At 63.2% G+C, this 23,284-nt stretch carries 20 protein-coding genes; 7 read left to right on the top strand and 13 right to left on the bottom strand.

Features of this window, described 5'->3' with window-relative positions:
• The 4 genes from AC3WVQ_RS23105 to gcl form a co-directional block, all read right to left on the bottom strand.
• Nucleotides 1–1,269 carry a glycerate kinase type-2 family protein gene (locus AC3WVQ_RS23105; protein ID WP_090295941.1) on the bottom strand — a complete coding sequence of 423 codons (1,269 nt, stop codon included), beginning with the start codon at nucleotides 1,267–1,269 and terminating at the stop codon, nucleotides 1–3.
• 238 nt (nucleotides 1,270–1,507) lie between these two features.
• Complete coding sequence (locus AC3WVQ_RS23100; RefSeq protein ID WP_034799385.1) at nucleotides 1,508–2,392, bottom strand: 2-hydroxy-3-oxopropionate reductase; 885 nt, start codon at nucleotides 2,390–2,392, stop codon at nucleotides 1,508–1,510.
• Between the two features lie 5 nt (nucleotides 2,393–2,397).
• Nucleotides 2,398–3,213 carry a hydroxypyruvate isomerase gene (gene hyi / locus AC3WVQ_RS23095; protein WP_060530281.1) on the bottom strand — a complete coding sequence of 272 codons (816 nt, stop codon included), beginning with the start codon at nucleotides 3,211–3,213 and terminating at the stop codon, nucleotides 2,398–2,400.
• A gap of 77 nt (nucleotides 3,214–3,290) precedes the next feature.
• Nucleotides 3,291–5,075 (bottom strand): glyoxylate carboligase, encoded by a 1,785-nt coding sequence (gene gcl / locus AC3WVQ_RS23090; protein WP_034799378.1) that lies wholly within the window; start codon nucleotides 5,073–5,075, stop codon nucleotides 3,291–3,293.
• A 171-nt stretch (nucleotides 5,076–5,246) separates the two neighbouring features.
• On the opposite strand from gcl, the gene AC3WVQ_RS23085 reads away from it, so the two are divergent.
• Complete coding sequence (locus tag AC3WVQ_RS23085) at nucleotides 5,247–6,068, top strand: IclR family transcriptional regulator (protein WP_060521692.1); 822 nt, start codon at nucleotides 5,247–5,249, stop codon at nucleotides 6,066–6,068.
• Between the two features lie 89 nt (nucleotides 6,069–6,157).
• Here the strand turns inward: AC3WVQ_RS23085 and guaD are convergent, their stop codons facing one another.
• Both guaD and AC3WVQ_RS23075 read right to left on the bottom strand, forming a co-directional pair.
• The gene (guaD, locus tag AC3WVQ_RS23080; protein ID WP_089043749.1) at nucleotides 6,158–7,510 is read right to left on the bottom strand and encodes a guanine deaminase; all 1,353 of its coding nucleotides are present in this window, start codon (nucleotides 7,508–7,510) and stop codon (nucleotides 6,158–6,160) included.
• The gene (locus AC3WVQ_RS23075) at nucleotides 7,507–8,745 is read right to left on the bottom strand and encodes a urate hydroxylase PuuD (RefSeq protein ID WP_034799370.1); all 1,239 of its coding nucleotides are present in this window, start codon (nucleotides 8,743–8,745) and stop codon (nucleotides 7,507–7,509) included. Before AC3WVQ_RS23075 ends, guaD begins: the two co-directional genes overlap by 4 nt.
• Nucleotides 8,746–8,892: 147 nt before the next feature.
• Between AC3WVQ_RS23075 and AC3WVQ_RS23070 the strand changes: the two genes are divergently transcribed.
• Nucleotides 8,893–9,807 (top strand): LysR family transcriptional regulator, encoded by a 915-nt coding sequence (locus tag AC3WVQ_RS23070; protein WP_034799367.1) that lies wholly within the window; start codon nucleotides 8,893–8,895, stop codon nucleotides 9,805–9,807.
• A gap of 181 nt (nucleotides 9,808–9,988) precedes the next feature.
• On the opposite strand, the gene AC3WVQ_RS23065 is transcribed toward AC3WVQ_RS23070, so the two are convergent.
• Together AC3WVQ_RS23065 and AC3WVQ_RS23060 are read right to left on the bottom strand one after the other, a co-directional pair.
• Entirely contained in the window at nucleotides 9,989–10,606 is a 618-nt protein-coding gene (locus tag AC3WVQ_RS23065) for a hypothetical protein (RefSeq protein ID WP_492383004.1), read from the bottom strand.
• A 269-nt stretch (nucleotides 10,607–10,875) separates the two neighbouring features.
• Complete coding sequence (locus AC3WVQ_RS23060) at nucleotides 10,876–11,802, bottom strand: LysR family transcriptional regulator (protein WP_060644328.1); 927 nt, start codon at nucleotides 11,800–11,802, stop codon at nucleotides 10,876–10,878.
• A 94-nt stretch (nucleotides 11,803–11,896) separates the two neighbouring features.
• Between AC3WVQ_RS23060 and AC3WVQ_RS23055 the strand changes: the two genes are divergently transcribed.
• On the top strand, nucleotides 11,897–12,706 hold the full coding sequence (locus AC3WVQ_RS23055) for an NAD(P)H-dependent oxidoreductase (protein ID WP_060586160.1): 810 nt from the start codon (nucleotides 11,897–11,899) through the stop codon (nucleotides 12,704–12,706).
• A 12-nt stretch (nucleotides 12,707–12,718) separates the two neighbouring features.
• Here AC3WVQ_RS23055 and xdhC read toward each other — a convergent pair whose 3' ends face one another.
• Genes xdhC through uraH form a run of 4 tightly spaced genes read right to left on the bottom strand, consistent with a single transcriptional unit; the run spans nucleotide 12,719 to nucleotide 17,811 of the window.
• Nucleotides 12,719–13,585 (bottom strand): xanthine dehydrogenase accessory protein XdhC, encoded by an 867-nt coding sequence (xdhC, locus tag AC3WVQ_RS23050; RefSeq protein WP_060521827.1) that lies wholly within the window; start codon nucleotides 13,583–13,585, stop codon nucleotides 12,719–12,721.
• An 18-nt stretch (nucleotides 13,586–13,603) separates the two neighbouring features.
• Nucleotides 13,604–15,943: a xanthine dehydrogenase molybdopterin binding subunit gene (gene xdhB, locus AC3WVQ_RS23045; RefSeq protein ID WP_060586159.1), complete on the bottom strand. Its 2,340-nt coding sequence runs from the start codon at nucleotides 15,941–15,943 to the stop codon at nucleotides 13,604–13,606.
• An 11-nt stretch (nucleotides 15,944–15,954) separates the two neighbouring features.
• On the bottom strand, nucleotides 15,955–17,436 hold the full coding sequence (gene xdhA / locus AC3WVQ_RS23040) for a xanthine dehydrogenase small subunit (protein WP_492383003.1): 1,482 nt from the start codon (nucleotides 17,434–17,436) through the stop codon (nucleotides 15,955–15,957).
• A gap of 3 nt (nucleotides 17,437–17,439) precedes the next feature.
• Nucleotides 17,440–17,811 carry a hydroxyisourate hydrolase gene (gene uraH / locus AC3WVQ_RS23035; RefSeq protein ID WP_402321934.1) on the bottom strand — a complete coding sequence of 124 codons (372 nt, stop codon included), beginning with the start codon at nucleotides 17,809–17,811 and terminating at the stop codon, nucleotides 17,440–17,442.
• 172 nt (nucleotides 17,812–17,983) lie between these two features.
• Here uraH and puuE point away from each other — a divergent pair, with 172 nt between their 5' ends.
• The 3 genes from puuE to AC3WVQ_RS23020 all read left to right on the top strand — a co-directional run bounded on the left by puuE (nucleotide 17,984) and on the right by AC3WVQ_RS23020 (nucleotide 20,986).
• On the top strand, nucleotides 17,984–19,399 hold the full coding sequence (gene puuE, locus AC3WVQ_RS23030) for an allantoinase PuuE (RefSeq protein WP_060521702.1): 1,416 nt from the start codon (nucleotides 17,984–17,986) through the stop codon (nucleotides 19,397–19,399).
• A gap of 10 nt (nucleotides 19,400–19,409) precedes the next feature.
• Entirely contained in the window at nucleotides 19,410–20,429 is a 1,020-nt protein-coding gene (gene alc / locus AC3WVQ_RS23025; protein WP_034799351.1) for an allantoicase, read from the top strand.
• A 71-nt stretch (nucleotides 20,430–20,500) separates the two neighbouring features.
• Entirely contained in the window at nucleotides 20,501–20,986 is a 486-nt protein-coding gene (locus tag AC3WVQ_RS23020) for an ureidoglycolate lyase (protein ID WP_034799348.1), read from the top strand.
• An 84-nt stretch (nucleotides 20,987–21,070) separates the two neighbouring features.
• On the opposite strand, the gene AC3WVQ_RS23015 is transcribed toward AC3WVQ_RS23020, so the two are convergent.
• Nucleotides 21,071–21,919: a helix-turn-helix transcriptional regulator gene (locus tag AC3WVQ_RS23015; RefSeq protein ID WP_457578269.1), complete on the bottom strand. Its 849-nt coding sequence runs from the start codon at nucleotides 21,917–21,919 to the stop codon at nucleotides 21,071–21,073.
• 111 nt (nucleotides 21,920–22,030) lie between these two features.
• Here AC3WVQ_RS23015 and AC3WVQ_RS23010 point away from each other — a divergent pair, with 111 nt between their 5' ends.
• Nucleotides 22,031–23,284 carry a cytochrome P450 gene (locus AC3WVQ_RS23010; RefSeq protein WP_492383002.1) on the top strand — a complete coding sequence of 418 codons (1,254 nt, stop codon included), beginning with the start codon at nucleotides 22,031–22,033 and terminating at the stop codon, nucleotides 23,282–23,284.

Here is a 23,284-nt window from a genome sequence, read left to right as displayed (position 1 = left end):
TCACTGCACCAGGATGGCGCGGAAATCGTTGACGTTGGTGCCGGTCGGGCCGGGCTTGAAGAGATCGCCGAGCGCATCGAACGCCGACCAGCTGTCGTTCTTCTGCAGGAATGCCGCGGCATCCAGCCGTTGCGCCGCGAGACGGGCGATGGTGGTATCGTCGGCGAAAGCGCCGGCGTTGTCCTCGGAGCCGTCGATGCCGTCGGTGTCTGCGGCCAGCGCCGAGACCCCTTTGGCACCGTCGATGCCGAGCGCCAGCGCCAGCAGGAATTCGCTGTTGCGTCCGCCCTTGCCCTTGCCGCGGATGGTGACGGTCGTCTCGCCGCCCGAGAGAACGACGACCGGTTTGGTGAACGGTCGACCGCGGCCGACGACTTCCCGGGCGATCGCCGCATGCACACCGCCAACGTCGCGCGCCTCGCCCTCGATCGCATCGGAAAGAATGATCGCGTCGATGCCGGCGGCACGCGCCTCTGCAGCCGCGGCCTCGAGCGAGACGGATGCGGATGCGATCAGCCGGACTTCGTTACGGGCAAAACGCGGGTCATCAGGAGATGGCGCGGCGCTTTCCGGGCTATTGATCCACGCCATAACCTTTGCCGGCAGGTTCAGACTGTAGCGCTCGATCAGCGTCAGCGCATCCTCGCGCGTGCTGGCGTCCGCCAGTGTCGGGCCGGAGGCGACCAGCGCCGGATCGTCGCCCGGAATATCGGAAACGATCAGCGAAACGACCTTGGCCGGATAGGCCGCGGCAGCCAGCCGACCGCCCTTGATCATCGAGACGTGCTTGCGCACGGCATTCATGGCGCTGATCGGCGCGCCGGAGGCAAGCAACGCCCGGTTGACGGCGATCTCGTCTTCCAGCGTCAAGCCGGGTGGTGGCGAGGGCAAAAGCGCCGAGCCACCGCCGCAGACGAGCGCGACGACAAGATCGTCCGCCGTCAGGCCGCCGACTTCGGCGAGCAAGCGCTTCGAGGCCAGCAAACCGTTTTCATCAGGCAGGGGGTGCGACGCTTCCAGCACCTCGATCGTCTCGCATGGGGCAGCATAGCCATAGCGGGTGACGATCACGCCCGAGAGCGGACCATCCCAATGGCGTTCGAAGGCGGCTGCCATCTGGGCCGCACCCTTGCCGGCCCCAACCACCACCGTCCGCCCCTTCGGTCGCGCCGGCAGGTTGGCCGCGATCACTTTCTCCGGATCAGCCGCGGCAACGGCCGAGGTGAACAGCGCTTCGAGGAAACGGCGTGGATCGGTGATGGTTGGCATTGGTCTCCCCCTGGAGGATGTCGCGTCGCTCCATCCTTATATGTCATCCCAGCGCAAATCGCGGTTGGAACTGCATGAAAGTCTCGGGCGGCGGTTCCTCCAACCGCCGCCCGGACGCATGACCGGTCCGGCACAATGGGACGCCGGACGAGTCATGCGCATTTAAGGTCGTCGCCTGATCTTTTCAAAGCGGCGCAATTCCTAACGGAAAACCGCTTCGCACGTTCCCTGGAATTGCTTAGGCAACCTGGTGGTTCGCCATGCGCTCCAGCGCCCGGACGAGGCCGGAGTGGTCTAGGCCGCTGTCGCCGTTGGCTGCGCAGTTGTTGAAGAGTTCCTGCGTTGCCGCCGTGTTCGGCAGCGAGATGCCGAGCGACTTGGCACCCTGGAGAGCCAGGTTGAGGTCCTTCTGGTGCAGCGAGATGCGGAAGCCCGGATCGAAGGTGCGCTTGATCATGCGCTCGCCGTGAACTTCGAGAATGCGCGAGGAGGCAAAGCCGCCCATCAGCGCTTCGCGGACGCGCGCCGGATCAGCACCCGCCTTGGAGGCGAAGACAAGCGCTTCCGAGACCGCTTCGATCGTCAGCGCAACGATGATCTGGTTGGCGACCTTGGTGACCTGGCCGTCGCCGCAATCACCGACGAGCGTGATGTTCTTGCCCATCAACTTCAAGAGCGGCAGGGCGCGGTCGAAGCTCTCCTGGGCGCCGCCCGCCATGATCGAGAGCGAAGCATTCTTGGCGCCGACTTCGCCGCCGGAAACCGGGGCGTCGATGTATTCGGCACCGGTCTCGCGAACTTTCTTGGCGAATTCCTTCGTCTCGATCGGCGAGATCGAGCTCATGTCGATGACGAGCTTGCCCTTGGAAAGACCGTAGGCGACGCCGTTTTCGCCGAAGAGAACATCCTTGACCTCAGGGGTATCCGGCAGCATCAGGATGATGGTGTCGACGGTTTCGGCCAACGCCTTCGGCGAGTCGACGAACTTGAGGCCGTTGTCGAGCAGCTCCTGGCGCGGCGGGATGACGAACTTCGAGGTGACGATGGTGTGGCCGGCATCCTGCAGGTGGCGCGCCATCGGCGTGCCCATGATACCCAGTCCAATGAAACCGATTGTTGCCATGGTGTTTAGCTCCTGATCTTGATGATGTCTGCGGATTGGGTGCGCTGGCGCTCGGCGCCGAGCCAGCCAAGGCCCTCGGCAGTCGTGGTGCGCGGCTTATATTCGCAACCGATCCAGCCGTCGTAGCCGGCCGCTTCCAGCGCGTCGAAGACGAAGGGATAGTTGATCTCGCCGGTGCCCGGCTCGTTGCGGCCCGGATTGTCGGCAAGCTGGACATGAACGATGCGATCGGCAAAGCGTTTGTAGGTGCCGATCAACTCGCCCTGCGTGCGCTGCTGGTGGTAGAGGTCGTACTGGATGAACAGGTTGTCGCTGCCGACCTCCTCAATGATCGAAGCCGCCTGCTCGACCGTGTTGAGATAGAAGCCCGGAATATCGAAGTCGTTGATCGGTTCGATGAGCAGGCGAATGCCCTGCTTGCCGAGTTCGCTTGCAGCAAGCTTGAGATTGGCGACCAGCGTGTCGCGCAGCACCTGTTCAGAGACACCGTGAGGCGCGATGCCAACCAGGCAGTTGACCTGCTTGCAGTCGAGCGCCGTCGCGTAGTCGATGGCGCTCGCCACGCCTTTGCGGAACTCGTCGACCCGGTTAGGCAGGATGGCGATGCCGCGTTCGCCGCTCGCCCAGTTGCCGGCCGGCAGGTTGTGCAGAACTTGGGTCAGGCCATGGCGCTGAAGCTCTGCGCGCAGGCTCACCTTTTCGAATTCGTAGGGAAACAGATATTCCACGCCCTCGAAGCCGGCCTTGGCAGCAAGGGCGAAACGATCGAGAAACGGCACCTCGTTGAACAGCATTGTCAGGTTCGCAGCGAACTTCGCCATGCGATGTTTCCTCCTTGTGTTTGTCTTGTGAGCGATGCGGGCGGCGGAGCGCCCGCATCTCCTCAGTCATTCAAGGCTCAGTCGAGCAGGGCCGTGATCGCGGTCGGCACGTCCTCGCCGCGCAGCGCCAGTTCCTCGAACTCGACGACTGCATTGATGTCGGCGCCCATGGAGATGTTGGTGACGCGCTCGAGGATGAACTCGATGACGACGGGAACCTGGTGCTCGTCCATCAGCGCGCGCGCCCGGTCGAAGGCTTCCTGGAATTCGTTCGGACTGCGCACCCGGATCGCCTTGCAGCCGAGACCTTCGGCAACCGCGACGTGGTCGACGCCGTAACCCTTCTCCGCATCGCCCGACGCGTTGATGTTGTCGAAGGCGAGGCTGACTTCGAAGTCCATGTTGAGACCGCGCTGCGCCTGGCGGATGAGGCCGAGATAGGAATTGTTCACGACCACATGCAGGTAAGGCAGCTTGTGCTGGGCGCCGACTGCCAGCTCCTCGATCAGGAATTGGAAGTCGTAGTCGCCGGAAAGTGCCACGATCGTCCGGTCCGGATCGGCAGCGCGAACACCGAGGGCCGCAGGCAGGGTCCAGCCGAGCGGTCCGGCCTGGCCGCAGTTGATCCAGTTGCGCGGCTTGTAGACGTGCAGGAACTGGGCGCCGGCGATCTGGCTGAGGCCGATGGTCGAAACGTAGCAGGTGTCGCGGCCGAAGGCCTTGTTCATCTCTTCATAGACGCGCTGCGGTTTCAGCGGCGTCTGGTCGAAGTGGGTCTTGCGCAGCATGGTGCGCTTGCGCTCGCGGCACTCTTCCGCCCAGGCGGACCAGTCACGCAGCTTGCCCGCCGTCTTCCATTCCGTCGCGACATCGAGGAAGAGCTTCAGCGCAGCGCCGGCATCCGAGACGATACCGAAATCGGGCGCGAAAACGCGGCCGATCTGCGTCGGCTCAATGTCGACGTGAACGAACTTGCGGCCTTCCGTGTAGGTCGGAACGTTGCCGGTGTGGCGGTTTGCCCAGCGGTTGCCGACGCCGAGCACGAAGTCGGAGGCGAGCATGTTGGCATTGCCGTAGCGATGCGAGGTCTGCAGGCCGCACATGCCGGCCATCAGCGGATGGTCATCCGGGATCGTGCCCCAGCCCATCAGCGTCGGAATAACCGGAATTCCGGTGATTTCGGCAAATTCTGTCAGAAGGTCCGATGCATCGGCGTTGATGATGCCGCCGCCGGCAACGATCAGCGGGCGTTCCGCTTCGTTCAGCATCGCGATCGCCTTCTCGGCCTGGGCCCGCGTCGCCTTCGGCTTGTAGGCTTCAAGCGGCTGGTAGGTGTCCGGATCGAATTCGATCTCGGCAAGCTGGACGTCGACCGGCAGGTCGATCAGCACCGGGCCGGGACGGCCGGAGCGCATGATGTGAAACGCCTTCTGGAAGACGAAGGGAACGAGCGCCGGCTCCATGACGGTAACCGCCCACTTGGTGACCGGTGCTGCGATCTTGGCGATATCGACAGCCTGGAAATCTTCCTTGTCGAGACGGGCGCGCGGCGCCTGGCCGGTGATGCAGAGGATCGGGATCGAATCCGCCGAGGCCGAATAGAGGCCGGTGATCATGTCGGTGCCGGCCGGGCCCGACGTGCCGATGCAGACTCCGATATTGCCGTGCTTGGCGCGGGTATAGCCTTCGGCCATGTGGGAAGCGCCTTCGACGTGGCGCGCCAGGATATGACGAACCGAGCCGCGCGCCTTCAGCGCCGAGTAGAACGGATTAATGGCGGCACCCGGTACGCCGAAGGCACAGTCGATGCCTTCCTTTTCCAGAACAATAACAGCCGCGTCAACGGCACGCATCTTAGCCATGGGAACTCCTCCAATTTCCTGAAACAATAATCCATTATCGTCGATACGCAACACGCAAATGGAATTCATTTCCATCATGTGGAAATAAAGATTTTCAATAATTCGGAGAAAATCGCGGCATGGCCTGATAGAGGATGATGGGCGAGACACGTGATTTGCAGAGAGGCTTTTATGGACGGCAACGGCAGGGGAAAACGCGGACGCAAGGCGGGCGAGAACGCCGCCCCTTCATCCGTCCAGGTGCTTGATCGCAGTCTCGCCCTTTTGACGGTCGTGGCCGAAGGCGACGGCTCAACCCTCACCCAGCTCGCCGACGAGACCGGCATGGCGCCGTCGACCGTGCACCGGCTGCTGGCAACGCTTGCCGGCCACGGCATGGTGATGAACGACCCGGACACGGGCGCCTGGACAGTCGGTTTGAAGGCGTTCGAGATCGGCAACGCCTATCTGCGCTTCCGCAAGCTCGGCACCATCAGTCGGCCGTTTCTAAAAGGACTGATGGAGGAAAGCGGCGAGACGGCGAACATCGGCATCGAGGAAGGCGGCGACGTCGTCTTCATTTCGCAGGTCGAAAGCCACGCGCCGATGCGCGCTTTCTTCCGTCCCGGCCGCCGCGGTCCGGTTCATGCCTCCGGCATCGGCAAGGCCATCCTGTCCACCTGGTCCGACAAGGAGATCGCCCAGCTGCTCCACGGTCGCGAACTCGCGCATTTCACCGACAAGACGCGCGATACGCTGCCGGCGCTGTTGAAGGATATCCAGGAGATCCGCCACCGCGGCTGGTCAGTCGACGACGAGGAGCACACGCTCGGCATGCGCTGCGTCGCCGCTCCGATCTTCAACGAATATGGCGAAACGATCGCCGGCATATCAATCTCGGGCCCGTCGGTCCGCGTCAGCGATCAGAAGCTCTCGACCTTCGGCCCCATCGTGCGCGAACGCGCGGATGCGCTGACCAAGGCGATGGGCGGCAAGCGACCGGAAGAGCTTTAAACCTCGACCAACAGAAACGCCGCGCGTCCGATCCGGACACGCGGCGTTACAATAAGCAATGCTGGCGAGCCAGCAGCGGCGGACGCGACTTAGGCCGTTTCGAGGCTCTTTACTGCCGATGTGGCTGCGTCCTTCGCAGCGCGTGCAGCTCCCTTCATCGGCTTGCCGGCGACATAGGTCTCGGCCACGCATCGGTCGTCACCCATCGTCTGCAGGATGAAGAGTTCCTCGACAAGCGAACCGGCAACCCGCATGCGCAAGTCCATCGACGGCTTGGCGCGGCTATCAAGCACCACGATATCGGCATCCGCGCCGACATGCAGCGAGCCGATACGGTCGTCGAGATCGAGCGCCCGGGCGTTGCCGAGTGTCATGCGGTAGAAGGAGTTGAATGGCGTCAGCCGCTGGCCCTGCAGGTGCAGAACCTTGTAGGCCTCGTCCATCGTCTCCAGCATCGAGAAGCTGGTGCCGGCGCCGACATCGGTCGCGACCGACCAGCGGGCGCCGAGCTTGTCGAAGCGATCGCGATCGAAGAGACCCGAGCCGAGGAACAGGTTCGAGGTCGGGCAGAAATTGCCGACGGCACCGGTTTCGGCGAGTACCGAAATCTCGCGGTCGCTCAGATAGATGCAGTGGCCGAGCAAGGTCTTGCGCGTCAGCAGATCGTAGCGCGCGTAAATGTCGGTATAGTCCTTCGCCTCCGGATAGAGCGACGTGGCGAAGGCGATTTCGTCCCTGTTTTCAGAGAGATGCGTCTGGACGTAGCACTCCGGATGCTCGGCGACGAGCACGCGGCTCGCCTCCATCTGCTCCGGCGTCGAGGTGATGGCAAAGCGCGGACTGATGGCGTAGTGCGCGCGGCCACGGCCGTGCCACTTGGCAATCAGCGCCTTCGTCTCGTCATAGCCCTGCTGCGCCGTGTCGCGCAGCGCATCGGGCGCATTGCGGTCCATCATCACCTTGCCGCCGATCATCAGCATGCCGCGCGCTTCGGCCGCCCCGAAATAGGCGTCGACGCTCTCCGGATGCACCGAGCAATAGGCGGCCGCCGTCGTCGTGCCGTTCGCCAGAAGCTCATCCAGGAAACGGCCGGCGATGAAGTCGGCATGCTCCGGTTTACGGAACTTCTGCTCCTCGACGAAGATGTAGGTGTTCAGCCATTCGAGAAGCTGGGCGCCGTAGGAGGCGATCGCCTGCGTCTGCGGGAAATGCAGATGCGTATCGATCAGGCCTGGCAACACCAGATGGGGGCGATGGTCGGCGACCTTGACGCCGGCACCGGCACGACGGGCGACATCGGCATGATCGCCGATATCGGCGACCTTGCCGCCGCGCACGAGCACGGCGCCGTCTTCGAAGTAGCGATAGGAGGTAGTGTCGTCGATGCCCTTCGGTTCCTCGACGAAGGTCAGCACACGGCCGCGGATCAGCAGATCGGTCATTGGGTCTTTCCTCCATTCACGACGGATTCGTACCAGGCGACGAGCAGCTGCCGCTCCTCGTCCGATACGCCGGTGACATTGGCGGGCGGCATCGCGTGGCTGCGGCCAGCCTGCAGGTAGATTTCACGCGCGTGATTGGCGATCTCAGTGTCGGTCTCGAGCATCACGCCCTTCGGCGGGACGACGATGCCCTCCCAGCCCGGCTCCTTGGCATGGCACATGGAACAGCGGCCAAGCACCGTGTCGCGGACCTTCGGAAAGGCTTCCGCGGTGACGAACGGCTGTTGCGCGGCGGAAATCTTCGCCTCCTCGCCGCCGGCAAGAATCTTCGGCACGGTCGACAGCCACATGATGACGACGAAGAGCAGCGCGGTTACGAGCCAGGTCCAGGTCGGGTTGCCCTTGTTCGCGTGACGGGTGTTGAAATAGTGGCGGATGGTCACGCCCATCAGGAAGACCAGCGAGGCGATGATCCAGTTGTACTGGGTACCGAACGCCAGCGGATAGTGGTTCGACAGCATCAGGAACAGAACCGGCAGCGTCAGGTAGTTGTTGTGGGTCGAGCGCTGCTTGGCGATCACGCCGTACTTGGCGTCGGGCGTGCGGCCAGCGATCAGGTCGCCGACGACCACCTTCTGGTTCGGAATGATGATGAAGAAGACGTTGGCCGACATGATCGTTGCGGTAAACGCACCGAGATGCAGGAAGGCTGCGCGGCCGGTGAAGAGCTGCGTGTAGCCCCAGGCCATGCCGACCAGAATGAAGTAGAGCAGCACCATCAGTCGGGTGTTGTCGCGACCGAAGGGCGACTTGCAGATCGTATCATAGGCGAGCCAGCCGAAGGCAATCGAGCCGAGCGAGATGGCGATCGCCACCGGCTTCGAGACGTCGAGCACGTTCGGGTCGATCAGGTAGAGGTCGGCGCCGGCGTAGTAGACCAGGCAGAGCATGCCGAAGCCGGAGAGCCAGGTGACGTAGGACTCCCATTTGAACCAGATCAGGTGCTCCGGCATGTTGGCCGGGGCAACCAGGTATTTCTGGATGTGGTAGAAGCCACCACCGTGCACCTGCCATTCTTCGCCATAGGCGCCGACCGGCAGGCCGGGATGTTTCTTCAGACCGAGGTCGAGGGCGACGAAGTAAAAGGACGAACCGATCCATGCAATGGCGGTGATGACGTGCAGCCATCTCACGGCAAAGGTCAGCCAATCCCAGGCGATGGCATAGTCGTACATGAAATTCTCCCATTTCTCCTCGGACCATTATGTGTCATTGCTGGAGGTCGCGGGAACGTCGCTGCTTCACCAACACTTTCAAAAAAATCTATAAAATAGCGACGGAATGGATAGGCTAGAGAGAGCCTGAAGGAGTGGGACGGAGGCATGTCTTATCTGGACAATGTGCGCGTCTTCGTACGCGTCGTAGAGCTTGGAACCCTGTCGGCAGCGGGTCGCGACCAGCGCGTGACGCCGGCGGTTGCAAGCAATAGAATCAAAGAGTTGGAACGCCATATGGGCGTTCGCCTGTTCAATCGGACGACGCGCAAGCTGACCCCGACGGAGCACGGTCGCGTCTTTTACGACGGCGCGGTGAAGATCCTCGAGGCTGTCAACGAAGCAGAAAATGCGATCGCCGATCTCTCGCGCAATCCGAAGGGCGCGCTGAAGATTACCGCTCCTTTGGGGATAGGTCGGCGGCTGATTGCATCGGGCATTCCGGAGTTTCACGACAAGTATCCCGACATCGAAGTGCGGCTTCGCCTGTCGGACCACAATGTCGATATCCTGTCGGAAGGCGTCGACGTCGCCTTCAAGCTCGGCATCCTCGAAGATTCGAACCTGCGCATGCGCGGCATCATGAATTGCGAGCGCGTTGTCTGCGGTGCGCCTGCCTATTTCGAGAAGCGGGGTATCCCTCAGACGCCCGACGCACTGATCGCCGACAAGCACGACTGTCTGCTGCTCAGGTATCCCGGTTCGAAAGAGTATTTCTGGACGCTCCAGACCATGGAAGGCGTGCGCAAGCTCGAAGTCACCGGACCCTATGATTCCGACGACGGCGACGTGCTGACGCAGTGGGCGCTCGACGGCCGCGGCATTATCAACAAGCCGCTGTTCGAGGTGAAGGCGCACATCAATTCCGGCGCACTCGTGCCGATCCTCGTCGACACGCCGCCGCTCAGCGTGCAGCTTGCGGCGATCTATCCGCACAAGCGGTTCCAGGACCCGAAGGTGCGACTGATGATCGATTACATGGCCGAGCGCTGTCAGCGCCTGATCAACGGAATGCTGGCCTGACCATTCGTCTTCCGGCCGTTTCGGCCTGGACCAAGGAGCAAGACTGCACACCCTAGGCATCCTGCCGGCGGCTCCTATCGACGGAGAGCCGATTCTTTCGCCCGGTGCCGGGCGATCTCAACGTGGTTTGCAAAAGAAAGAAGGCGCGCCGATGCGGCGCGCCCTCAATATTTTTCAGAGATCAGCGTTTCACGTCGCTGTGCTTCGACTTGCCGGGAACGCCGTCACCGCCGCCGTTGCCGAAGCCGTTGTTGGCGTGCTTGGGCTTGCCGCCACCGCCGCCGTCACCGCCGGTGCCGCCACCGTCACCACCCGTGCCGCCGCCATCGCCGCCGGTACCACCACCGTCGCCACCGGTGCCGCCGCCATCGCCACCAGTGCCGCCGCCATCACCGCCCGTGCCACCACCGTCACCGCCCGTGCCGCCGCCATCGCCACCGGTGCCGCCGCCATCACCGCCCGTGCCACCACCGTCGCCACCGGTGCCGCCGCCATCGCCACCACCGTCACCGCCCGTGCCACCACCGTCACCACCGGTGCCACCGCCATCGCCGCCCGTGCCGCCATCACCACCGGTGCCGCCCGTGCCGCCATCGCCCCCCGTTCCACCGTCACCGCCGGTACCACCCGTACCGCCATCACCGCCCGTACCACCATCACCACCGGTGCCGCCCGTGCTGCCTTCACCACTGGTAGTACCCCCATCGGCGTGGGCAACGCCGATCATGAACGGCGCGCTATAGTGCGTCAGCACCGCGAATGCCGTGGACAAGAGCAGAGCACGCGTCAGTTTCTTCATAGTCGTCTCCCGATCTGATGCGTCCCCGTCTCTGTGCAATTGCGTAAAACGCGATTTGTCTGAAAAGCACTAAAGAAAATCCTGGACGCGTTACTTCCGCTAAGGTCGACCTCAGCGTCAACCTTATTTTAGAAACTACTGATGATAGACAGATCCGGAAGCAAAGGGTAAGCGACACATTTGTGGTATGGCTTACGGCGCACGGGTCATGCAACCGATCCATTCGGGTTAGGGATCACGCTGTCGCAGCTGGCGGACGGCCGAGGCCGCTAGGCTCTGGACCTCTCGATCCCCGGAAGGTTGCCGATCGCCTCGACCAGGAAATCAACCAACAGACGAACACGGGCGATGCCAGAGCGTTCCGGCACGATCAGCAGGCTGAGCGGCACCGCAGGCAATGAATAGTCCGGAAGCAGCGGCACCAACAGGCCGGCCTCGATCAGATCGTCGACGAGCCATCGGTGGGCAGGCGCGATGCCCCGGCCGGCGACGAGGGCCTCACGTGCAGCAAGCCCATGATCGATGCGAAGGCGTCCACCGAAGGGCACGGACAGATGCCGCCCGTCTGTGGCTTCGAAGTTGAGCCTGTCACTGCCGGCAATGTTCGACATGCGGATCCCCTCATGCGCCGAGAGGTCGCTTGGGGCGCGCGGAAATCCGCGCGCGGCCAGGTAGGCCGGAGCAGCCACCAGAAGACGCCGGCTCTGCCCAAGCGGCCTAAGCTTCATGGAGCTGTCGCTAAGCGGCCCGAGCCGCAACGCGACGTCGATGCCTTCCCGCACGAGGTCGATGCGCTCGTCGGTCAGGCTCAGATCGACGCCGATGTCGGGATGCCTGTCCTGGAAAGCAAAGATCAGCCGGGTAACGTGCAGCACTCCGAATGCGGACGTGCAGGACACACGAATGGTACCGGCAGCAGCCCCACGCGCACCGCGCGCTTCGTCGCCGGCCTGTTCTACCAGTCGCAGGATCTGGACGCTATCGGCGTAGTAACGGCTGCCTTCGTCGGTCACCGTGACGCGACGGGTGGTGCGGCTAAGCAGCGGCACGCCGATCGCTTCCTCGAGCTCTCGCAGCTGCCGCGTCACCGTCGACTGGCCGATGCCGAACTCACGCGCAACAGCCGAAAGACTGCCCCGCTCGGCGACGCGCACGAAGGTGCGCATGCGTTCAAGCGTAACATCAGACTTATCCATTTTTCGGCATGATCCTATGCATTTCGAATATCTACCGCATAGGGATGGGGCGGTCTACCTAGAGTCTCAGTTGATGGCACCGAGGATATCGACCATGAAAGTTCTGCTTGTTTATGCCCACCCCGAACCGCGTTCACTGAACGGCGCGCTGCGCGATATCGCCGTCAAGACGCTTGAGGCGGAAGGCCATGAGGTTCGTGTCACCGATCTCTATGCCGAGGGATGGAAGTCCGAGATCGGTCGCGCCGATTTTCCGGCCCTTGCCCCCGATGCCCGGTTCAAGCCGAGCCGCGCGTCGAAGGAGGCCTTTGCCACCGATACGCTGACCGCCGACGTCAAGACCGAGCAGGAAAAGCTGCTCTGGGCCGACGCGCTGATTCTGCAGTTTCCGCTGTGGTGGTATTCAATGCCGGCGATCCTGAAAGGCTGGGTCGACCGCGTCTATGCCTATGGTTTTGCCTATGGCGTCGGCGAGCACAGCGACAAATATTGGGGCAGGCGCTTCGGCGAGGGAACGCTGGCCGGCAAACGCGCCATGCTTGTCGTGACGACGGGCGGCTGGGAGGAGCACTATTCGCCGCGGGGCGTGAACGGGCCGATCGACGACCTGCTCTTCCCGATCAACCACGGGATCCTCTTCTATCCCGGTTACGACGTGCTCCCGCCGTTCGTCGCCTACCGCGTAGACAGCCTTGACGACGCTGGTTTTCAAGCCACGGCGGAACAACTGAAAGAAAGAATGCACACGCTCGCGACAACTGCGCCCATTCCCTATCGCCGGCAGAACGGCGGGGACTATGCAATCCCGACGCTTGAACTCCGACCGGAGGTCGGCGACCCGCGCATCAACGGCTTTGCGCTCCACCTCAACGGTGCGCACCGGGGCGAAACGGCGCTCCGCTGACGGGCGGATTTGCTAACGAGCAAGCTTGGCGGCAGCCGGCCGACGCGAGATGTCCACTTGCACCGGCTGGCGAAAATTGAGCGCAGCCGCCATGACTTCGGCGGCGGCAAGCGCAGCGATCACCGCTGGCCGCTTGTCCTTCACCGTCGTGCCGCCGATCGGGCAGACCAGCCGGTCGAAGAGGTCCGGTCGACCGATCTCGCGCGACAGCCAGTTCTTGAAAGTGGAGCGCTTCGTCTTCGACCCGATCATACCGACATAGGAGGCATCGTCGCGGCGAAGCGCTTCTGCCGCGATCAGGAAGTCGAGCGCGTGGTCGTGGGTGAGGATGACGAAGGCGCTGCCGGGGGGCGCGTCGCGCACCACTGCCTCCGGCATCGCCGTCAGGCAGGTCTCGATGCCGGGAATGTCGGCAACGGCCGAAAGCTCGTTCTCGCGGGTATCTACGAGAACGGTGCGCACCGGCACCAGGGAGAGCGCCATCGCCAGTGCATCGCCGACATGGCCCGCGCCAAAGACATAGACATGCGGCCGGCTGGCGATTTCCAGGTCGCTGCGTTCAATCAGCATGGCGGCTTTCTCCCGATCGATTCGTGTGAAGGCAAGCGCCACGCGCCCGCCGCAACACTGGCCGATCTCCGGTCCGAGCGGGATCGTCATCGCCTCCGGCGCGTCGCCGCGCTTCAGCGCCCGCCGGCCATGGTCGATCGCCATGTATTCGAGTTGCCCGCCGCCGATCGTGCCGAACAGGCTATCGGCGGCGACGAGCATCCAGGCGTCGGTATCGCGTGGCGTCGAACCGGCGGCACCGGTCACCTCCACAAGCACGCAGTCGCGCTCGCGTCGGAGAAAGTCCCTGATATCCTCGCGGCTCGCCACCATGACAATCAGCCCCTGTTACCCTTTCTGCCGTGCGGCCGCCCGCAGCCGCTCGATCGCCATCAACACCCGTTCCGGCGTTGCCGGCGCATCAAGGCGCGGTGCTATACGATACTCCGCAACGCTCGCGGCCGCCATCGACAAGGCTTCCAGCACGGAGATGCCGAGCATGAACGGCGGTTCGCCGACAGCCTTCGAGCGGCGAATCGTTTCTTCGCGGTTGACCGACCACTCGGCAAGCCGGGTGTTGAAGACGCGTGGCCGATCCGAAGCCAGCGGGATCTTGTAGGTCGAGGGCGCGTGCGTGCGCAGCCGGCCCTTGGCATCCCACCAGAGCTCTTCCGTCGTCAGCCAGCCCATGCCCTGAACGAAGGCGCCTTCGACCTGACCAAGATCGAGCGCCGGGTTCAGCGAGCGGCCGACATCGTGCAGGATGTCCGTGCGGTCGACCTGATATTCACCGGTCAGCGTATCGACGCTGACCTCGGAGCACGAGGCGCCATAGGCGTAGTAGAAGAACGGCCGGCCTCGGCCCTCGGCGCGGTTCCAGTGGATCTTCGGCGTCTTGTAGAAACCGGCGGCCGAAAGCTGGATGCGGGCGCCATAGGCGATCTTGATGAACTCGTTGAAGCTCAAGCGTTCCGCTCCGATCCGCACCACGTTCGGTTCGAAGGCGACATCGGCCTCGGCGACGTTCCAGCGCTCGGCAGCAAACTTCACCAGCCGTTCCTTGATCTGTTGGGCGGCATTGGCAGCGGCCATGCCGTTGAGATCGGAGCCGGAGGACGCCGCGGTTGCAGACGTGTTCGGCACCTTGCCGGTCGTCGTCGCCGTCACCTTGATCCGGTCGAGATCGACCTGGAACTCGTCGGCCACCACTTGGGCGACCTTGGTATAGAGCCCCTGCCCCATCTCGGTGCCGCCATGGTTCAGATGGATCGAACCATCCGTATAGACATGCACAAGCGCGCCGGCCTGGTTGTACTCGGTCTTGGTGAAGGAGATGCCGAACTTTACCGGCGTCAGCGCGATGCCGCGCTTCACCACATTGCTCTCGCGGTTAAACGCGATCACCGCTTCGCGACGCTTGGCATAATCCGCCGAGGTTTCCAGTTCCTCGATAATGCGGCCGATGATGTTGTCTTCCACGGTCTGGTGATAGGGCGTGAGGTTTCGGCCCTCGCCGCCATAGAAGTTCAGCTTGCGGATTTCCAGCGGGTCCTTGCCGACGGCATAGGCGATGTCCTCGATCATTCGTTCGCCACCGACCATCCCTTGAGGGCCGCCGAAACCGCGGAACGCAGTGTTGGAAACGGTGTTGGTCTTCAGCGGACGCGAGCGCAGGCGCACGTTCGGATAGAAATAGCAGTTGTCGGCATGGAAGAGCGCGCGGTCGGTGACCGGACCCGAGAGATCAGCCGAGTAACCGCAGCGTGCCGAGAAAACGGCGTCCACCGCCTCGATGCGCCCCTCGTCGTCGAAGCCGAGCTTGTAGTCCACGTGGAAGTCGTGACGCTTGCCGGTGGCGCTCATGTCGTCGTCGCGGTCCGGCCGAACCTTGACCGGGCAGCGGTATTTCTTGGCCGCGACGGCCGCAACGGCGGCGAAAATGTTGGCCTGGGTTTCCTTGCCGCCGAAACCGCCGCCCATGCGGCGCACATTCACGGTGACCGCGTTCGACGGAACGCCAAGCACGGTCGCGACCATGTGCTGCGTCTCGGCCGGGTGCTGGGTCGAGGAATAGACGAGCACCTCGTCGTCCTCACCGGGAATGGCAAACGAGATCTGGCCTTCCAGATAGAAGTGGTCCTGGCCGCCGATGCGCATCTCGCCTTCGAGAATGTTCTTCGCCTTGGCAAAGCCGGCGTCGATGTCGCCACGCTCGAGCTTCAAGGGATCGATGACCAGCGGATAGTTGGCGGCAGCCGCTTCGAGCACGTCGGTCACATGCGGCAGGTCGCGATATTCGATCTTGACCTTGGCTGTGGCACGGCGGGCGGCCTCGCGTGAAGTGGCAATGACTGCGAAGATCGGCTGGCCGTGGAACTCCACCTTGTCGGTGACGAAGATCGGTTCGTCGTGCTTGTGCGCCGGACTGATATCGTTCTCGCCGGGAATGTCGGCGGCCGTCAGAACGCCGATCACGCCTTCGCTGGCGTTCACGGCCTCAAAGTCGATCGACAGAATGTCGGCGTGTGCCCGCTGCGAGAGGCCGAGATAGCCGTGCAGGGTGCCCTGGGGCTCAGGAATATCGTCGATATATTCGGCCGTTCCGGACACATGCTTGTGGCCGGACTCGTGCCGTTCGTTTTCGTGTACGCCGCCGCGGATGCGGTCGATGGGCTGCATCACGTTCATGGCTTCCTCCCTTAAACCGCGACAGCAATGGTGCGATCGAGACGGAGCTGGCCGCCACTCGACTGCGTTTCGAGATAGAAGCGGCGAAGCAGGTTCTTCGCCACCAGTTGGCGGTACTCCGCCGAGGCGCGCCAATCGGTGAGCGGCGTGAAGTCCTGATCGAAGGCAGCGACAGCGCGCTCGATCGTCTCCTCGTTCCACTCGGCGCCTTTTAGCACCGCCTCCACATGAGCGGCTCGCTTCGGCGTAGCGGCCATGCCGCCGAAGGCGATGATGGCGTCGCTGACCCGACCTGCCTCGAAGGCGAGGTTGAAGCCGCCGCAGACGGCGGTAATGTCCTCATCCAGACGCTTCGTCACCTTGTAGACGGCCACACGCGCGTTATCGGAAACGAAAGGAATGCGCACGCTTTCCACGAACTCGCCCGGCTCGCGGTCCTGCTTGCCGTAGGCGATGAAGAAGTCCTCGAGCACCACCGTGCGGCGGCGATCGCCCTTGCGCAGCGTGATCGCGGCGCCAAGCGCAATCAGCGCCGGCGGCGTGTCGCCGATCGGCGAGCCGTTGGCAATGTTGCCGCCGACGGTGCCCATGTTGCGGACCTGCTGGCCGCCGATGCGATCCCAAAGCTCGGTCAGTTCAGGGAAGTGCGCGACGATAACGGGGTAGGCTTCGGCGTAGCTGACGCCGGCGCCGAGCGTCACGCCGTCGGCATCGACCGTGATGCGGCGCAGTTCTTCAAGATGGGTCAGGTGAATGACCGGTGAGATGTCGCGCATGAATTTGGTGACCCATAGGCCGACATCGGTCGAACCGGCAACGATCGTCGCCTTTGGGTTGGCTTCGAGCACGGCGGCAAGATCATCGACCGAGCCCGGAAGAATGAAGCGTTCCGTCTCCGAGCCGATTTCCACGCGACGGCCATCCTGAAGTGCTGCCAGTTCGCCTGTGATCCGGTCGCGTTCGGCAACCAGCGGATCCTTGCCGATGTCGCCGATCGTCGAGATCGCCTCGGCGGCGCGGATGATCGCGGCATAGCCGGTGCAGCGACAAAGATTGCCCTGCAGCGCCTTTTCGATTTCGGCGATCGACGGCTTCGAGTTCTCCATCCAGAGGCCATAGAGCGACATCACGAAGCCCGGCGTGCAGAAACCGCACTGCGAGGCATGCGTGTCGACCATTGCCTGCTGCACCGGATGCAACGGGCCAGCCGGCTGCGCCAAACTATCCACCGTCACGATATGACAGCCGTCGAGCGAGCCGACGAAACGGATGCAGGCATTGACGGATTCATACTTGAGCTTGCCGTCGAGCAGGCGGCCGACAAGCACGGTGCAGGCACCGCAGTCGCCCTCGGCGCAGCCTTCTTTCGTGCCCTTCAGATTGCGGTCGATGCGCAGAAAATCGAGCAGAGTCTGAACCGGCGAAACATCGGCAAGTTCGACGAGGCGGTGGTTCAGGATGAAGCGGATGGTGTTGCGGATCTGGATCGTCATTGCTCAGCTCCCGCGATAGGTGGAGTAGCCATAGGGCGAAAGCAGCAGCGGCACGTGATAGTGCGCGCCCTGGTTATCGATGCCGAAGCGGATTGGGATCACGTCGAGGAACGGGTTTTCCCCGCGCTTGGCTGCGCCGCCGAGATAATCGCCCGCATGGAACTGCAGCTCGTAGGTGCCGGTCTGCATGCGCTCGCCGCTCAAAAGCGGCTCGTCACAGCGGCCGTCGTCATTGGTCTTGACGGACTTGATATGCGTCTGGCGATCGCCATCGACCCGGTAGAGCTCGATGCGCAGCCCTTCGGCCGGTTTGCCGCTGGCCGTATCCAGCACGTGCGTCGTCAAACGGCCGGCGTTTCCACCCTGAGATTGCATAGTTTTCGCTCCTCCCGAAGTCAGCTTTCCACCTCGCAGTATTCCGGCATTCCCACCCGCTTGGTAGCGACCGGATCATTCGAGACTTTCAAATTTTTTGGGGGGAATGGCTCGAAACAAATGCCGCTAGAAATTGGATGCAGAGACGAAAATGTCTGGAGGAGCTGCTTAGATGAGATACCCCCGCGATCTTCACGGCCACGGCCCGAACTTCAAGATCACATGGCCCGACGGCGCGCGGATCGCCGTGCAATTCGTCATCAATTACGAGGAAGGCGGCGAGAACTGCGTGCTGCACGGCGACGCAGCCTCCGAAGCATTCCTGTCGGAAATCGTCGGTGCGCAGGCCTGGCAGGGCCAGCGCCACTGGAACATGGAATCGATCTACGAATATGGCGCGCGCGCCGGCTTCTGGCGGCTGCATCGCATGTTCACCGAGCGCGGCGTGCCGGCAACCGTCTATGGCGTCGCAACCGCGCTGAAGCGCTCACCGGAACAGGTCGCCGCCATGCAGGACGCCGGCTGGGAAATCGCCTCGCACGGCCTGAAATGGATCGAACACAAGGACTTTTCGCCGGAGCGCGAGCGCCAGGAGATCGCCGAGGCGATCCGGCTGCACACCATCGTCACCGGCGAGCGCCCGCGCGGCTGGTATACGGGGCGCTGTTCCGACAACACGCTCGACCTCGTGACGGAAGCCGGCGGCTTCGACTACGTGTCGGACGCCTATGCCGACGACCTGCCCTATTGGCATGAGCATGCGGGGCGCCATCAGTTGGTCATCCCCTACACGCTCGACAGCAACGACATGCGTTTTGCTACGCCGCAGGGTTTCAACAGCGGCGACCAGTTCTTCAGCTACCTCAAGGACAGCTTCGACGTGCTCTACGCCGAAGGTACGGCCGGTGCGCCGAAGATGCTGAGCATCGGGCTGCACTGCCGCCTCGTCGGCCGGCCCGGCCGTGCCGCGGCACTCGCCCGCTTCCTCGATTATGTGCAGGGCCACGAGAAGGTGTGGCTCGCAAAACGCGTCGATATCGCCCGCCACTGGGCCGAAAACTACCCGTACAAGGCCTGGGACGATCGTCCGTCGCGGCTTGGCGAAGAGGCGTTCGTCGCCAGGTTCGGCGGCGTCTTCGAACATTCAAAGTGGATTGCGAAGCGCGCCTTCCAGGGCGAACTTTCGCCGGCCAACGACACCGCGATCGGCCTTGCCGCCGCCCTTTCCGCAGTCTTCCGCGAAGCTTCGGCTGAGGAGCGGCTTGCTGTGCTGATCGCCCACCCCGATCTCGCCGGCAAGCTGGCGCAGGCCAAGCGCCTGACCGAAAGCTCGACCAACGAGCAGGCCGGTGCCGGCCTCGATGCGCTGACCGATGCCGAGCGTGAACGCTTCACCACGCTCAACGCCGCCTATGTCGAGAAGTTCAAGTTCCCGTTCATCATGGCGGTCAAGGGCCGCAGCAAGGACGAGATCCTCGCCGCCTTCGAAAGCCGGATCGGCAACGATCGCGACACGGAGTTCGAGACCGCGTGCCGGCAGGTGGAGCGTATCGCCTATCTGCGCCTCAAGGACATGCTGCCGAGCTGAGGGTCTCGCGATGACGATCGACGGCGTGAACCCGCCCGAATTCGCGCTGAACGCGATCAACCTTGCCTCCGCCGGTCTCGGCGCGCGGCCGGTCTTTGCAACCGACGAGTTCTTCGCGCCGCTCGAACGCATGCTGCAGGACGCGCCGCCGGTCTATCATCCCGGTGTCTATGACGAGAACGGCAAGTGGATGGACGGCTGGGAGACGCGGCGACGCCGTGGCCCCGGCAACGACCACGCCATCGTGGCACTCGCGACGAACGGCCTCATCCGGGGCTTCGAGGTTGATACCGCTCATTTCACCGGCAACTACCCGAGCGCTTGCGCCATCGACGCCTGCCTGGCACCGGATGGCCCCGACGATCGGACGGTCTGGACGGAGCTGGTCTGCCCTCGGCCGCTTGGCCCGAGCGCGCTGCATCACTTCGAAGCGCGGTCGGATTCTGTCTGGAGCCATGTGCGCTTGCGCATCTATCCCGACGGCGGCGTCGCCCGCCTTCGGGTTTACGGCGCGCCTGCGCTAGACCGGGCAGCGATCGGCGACGCGGTGGTCGATCTGGCCTCATCATTGCTCGGCGGGCGCATCATCGCCTATTCCAACGGACACTACGGCCACCAGCGGCTGCTTGCGCCCGGACGCGGCATCAACATGGGCGACGGTTGGGAGACCCGCCGGCGGCGCGAGCCCGGCAACGACTGGATCGTGGTGAAACTCGCCGCGCGCGGCGAGATCGACCGGATCGTGGTCGATACCGCCCACTTCAAGGGCAACTACCCGGACGCCTGTTCGCTGCAGGCGGCAGACCTTGGAGCGAACGCTTGCGAAGTGGCCGCATCCGTTACGGCATCGTCGATGTTCTGGCGCGAGGTCCTGCCGCCGCAGAAACTCGCCGCCGACAGCATCCACACCTATGAAGCAAGCGCACTCGCGATCGCGGGTCCGGTAACCCACGTGCGCTTCAACATCTTCCCCGACGGCGGCGTCAGCCGGCTGCGTGTCTTCGGGCGTATTGCGAAAGCCGGCATCTAGATCGCTTCGCCGAGGAGGCGAAGCGATCAAACTTCCAGGCAACCCATCAACATTGGACGGAGGAGCGTCACATGAAGGAGATCGTCATACAGCCGTTGACCCGGGAGGCCTTTGCGCCTTTCGGCGACGTGATCGAAACGGAGAATGCCAACAACTTCCCCATCAACGGGGGCAATGCAACCCGCTACCACGACCTCGCCAAGATCGATACAACAGGCGAAAAGGCCCGGCCCATGATCAGCCTGGTGCGCGGCGTACCCTATCCGCTGCCGCTGAAACTCACCATGGTCGAGCGCCATCCGCTCGGCAGCCAGGCCTTCATCCCCTTGAGCGACAACCCGTTTCTGATCGTCGTCTCCCGGGAAACCGACGAAGGCCCGAGTGAACCGATCGCCTTCAAGACCACCCCGGGCCAGGGCGTCAACATCGCCCGCAATGTCTGGCACGGCATCCTGACGCCGCTCGATGACGTCTCGGATTTCGCGGTGGTCGATCGCGGCGGCGAAGGCGTCAATCTCGAGGAACATTTCTTCAAGGAGCCGTTCCTGATCGTGTGAATCAATGCATGACCCGGTCGTCCGGTCGGGTTATCGGTGCGCCAGGGCCTCGCTGGCCGCCGAAATCGGACGAAGGCTGCGGCCTCAATAGCCGCCATCCCGCCGGAATTTCGTCGGCGTGTATCCGGTCACGCGGCGAAAATCGCGCGAGAAATGATAGGGATCCGGATAGCCGCAGACGGCGGCCACCGCCGAGACCTTGGCATCGGGTCCAACCAGCAGGCGTTTCGCCTGGTTGATCCGCTCGTGGCGCAGCCAGTCCATCGGCGTCGTTCCCACCATTTCGCGAAAGCGACGAAAGAGTTGCGACGGGCTCAGCCGCGCAAGCGCCGCAAGTTCGTCGATCGTCCAGGGCCTGGCGAGATCGCCGCGCATCACCGACAGCACCTGAAGCAAACGGTCTTCACCGGACCTGTCCTCGGCCGGTTCGGCTCCGATCAGCCGTGGCGCGATCATGTCCGCCATCAGCCCCGCGATCGCGGCGCTCGACAGGGCGTCCGTCGCCGGCGAGCGTTCGGCAAGAAATCCGCTCACACTTTCGAACGCCGCCTGTGCCCTCCGCGGGTCTCTCGGCACGAACAATGGCGACTGCTGCACGCCGAGAAACTGGTAGAGCGCATCAAGCCCGTGTCCCTCGATCCCCATCCAGAGATAACGCCAGCTTTCGCTGTCGGCAGCGCAGCTATGCGCATAGGCCTGAGAGGTATCGAGCCAGGCAACACTGCCGGTTTCGGCCGGGAGACGTTGACCGTGCACCTCGATCAACCCGCGTCCGCCTGTTGTGTAGACGAAGACGTGCTGGTGGAACCGTTTGCGGATCGGCGCCTCGTCAGGGCGCGCCGTCCGGCTTCCGGCCACCAGCGCCAGATAGGGAAACGCATCTGCGAATTTTGCCGGGGTGTGGAAATGGATCTCTTCGCTTTCGGTCAGCATGCCATTTTCTGGCATCCGATGCGAGTTTTGTCCATCATCTTGCGACAGGGCGCCATTCACAGAGCTACGGCAGTGACGTTATCATGCAGCTTTATGCACGGAGAATTGCCCATGACCGAAGCCGCGCCGAATGGCGATGCCGCGAATTTCACCTTCGCGCCGCTGTCCCCGGATTTTGCTCGCGATCCCTATCCGACCTATCGCGCGCTGCGCGAAAAAGAGGGGCTGCACTACTTTGCGGATTTCGACATCTGGCTTGCCTCGCGCTTCGAGGACGTCTCGGCGATCGTCATGGACAAGCGCATGGTGCGCTCGCTCGAAGACCTCGCAACCAAGGAAGAGCTCTCAAAACTGCAGCGCGCCGCCAATTGGCACGACATGCCACACCACGAGCGTTTCGTGCAGTTCAGCCTGCTCGACAGCGATGGTGCCGTGCATGACCGCTTGCGCAAGCAGGTCTTCAAACTATTCACACCCGCTATGATTGCGAAGCTCCGCGACCAGATCCAGGCCTATGTCGACCGGCTGATCGATAGCCTCGCCGATCGCGGCGAGATCGACTTTGTCGATGATCTGGCCGCCCATGTTCCCGGCCATATCATCGGCCGCCTGCTCGGCGTGCCGGACGAGGACTGTCCGCAGCTGCGGATCTGGTCGGAAAACATCGTGCAGTTCTTCGACGTCGACCGATCCGACGCGCGCAAGGAGCTCGCCGAGCGCAATACGACCGACTTCTACGAATACCTGACAGCGTTGAAGGCCGAACGTGAGCGGGCGCCGAAGGATGACCTCATCTCGGTGCTGATCGAGGCGGAGCGCTCCGGCGCCATGAACTTCGACGAATTCATCTCCACCTGCATGCTGATCCTGATGGCCGGCCACGGTTCCACGATCGATGTGCTTGGCAGCGGCATGCATGCACTCTTGCGCTTCCCCGAGCAGATGGCGCGGCTGCGGAGCGAACCCGGCCTGATCCAGACCGGCGTGCAGGAGATGTTCCGCTACGAGTCGCCGCTTCCGTTCTTCCACCGCCATTGCGTCGAGGACATCGAGATCTTCGGACGTCGCTTCGAGCGCGGCACCAAGTTCGGCCTGCTCTATGGCGCCGCCAACCGCGACCCCAAGCAGTTCGAGAATGCCGACACGTTCGACATCGGCCGGACGCCCAACCGTCATCTCGCCTTTGGCGGCGGCGTGCATTTCTGTCTCGGCAACCACCTCGCGCGCCTCGACATGGATATCATCTTCAGCACCCTGCTTCGCCGTTTCCCAACCATCGAACTCGTCGACCGGGAGCCGGAATACAAGCGCGGTCTTTCTGTCCGTGGACCCAAGCGGCTGAAGATCGCCATCCGGCCGGCCTGA

The organism is Ensifer sp. EB106-05-01-XG146 (genome assembly GCF_058791875.1).
This window is presented reverse-complemented; position numbering and strand designations above follow the sequence as displayed.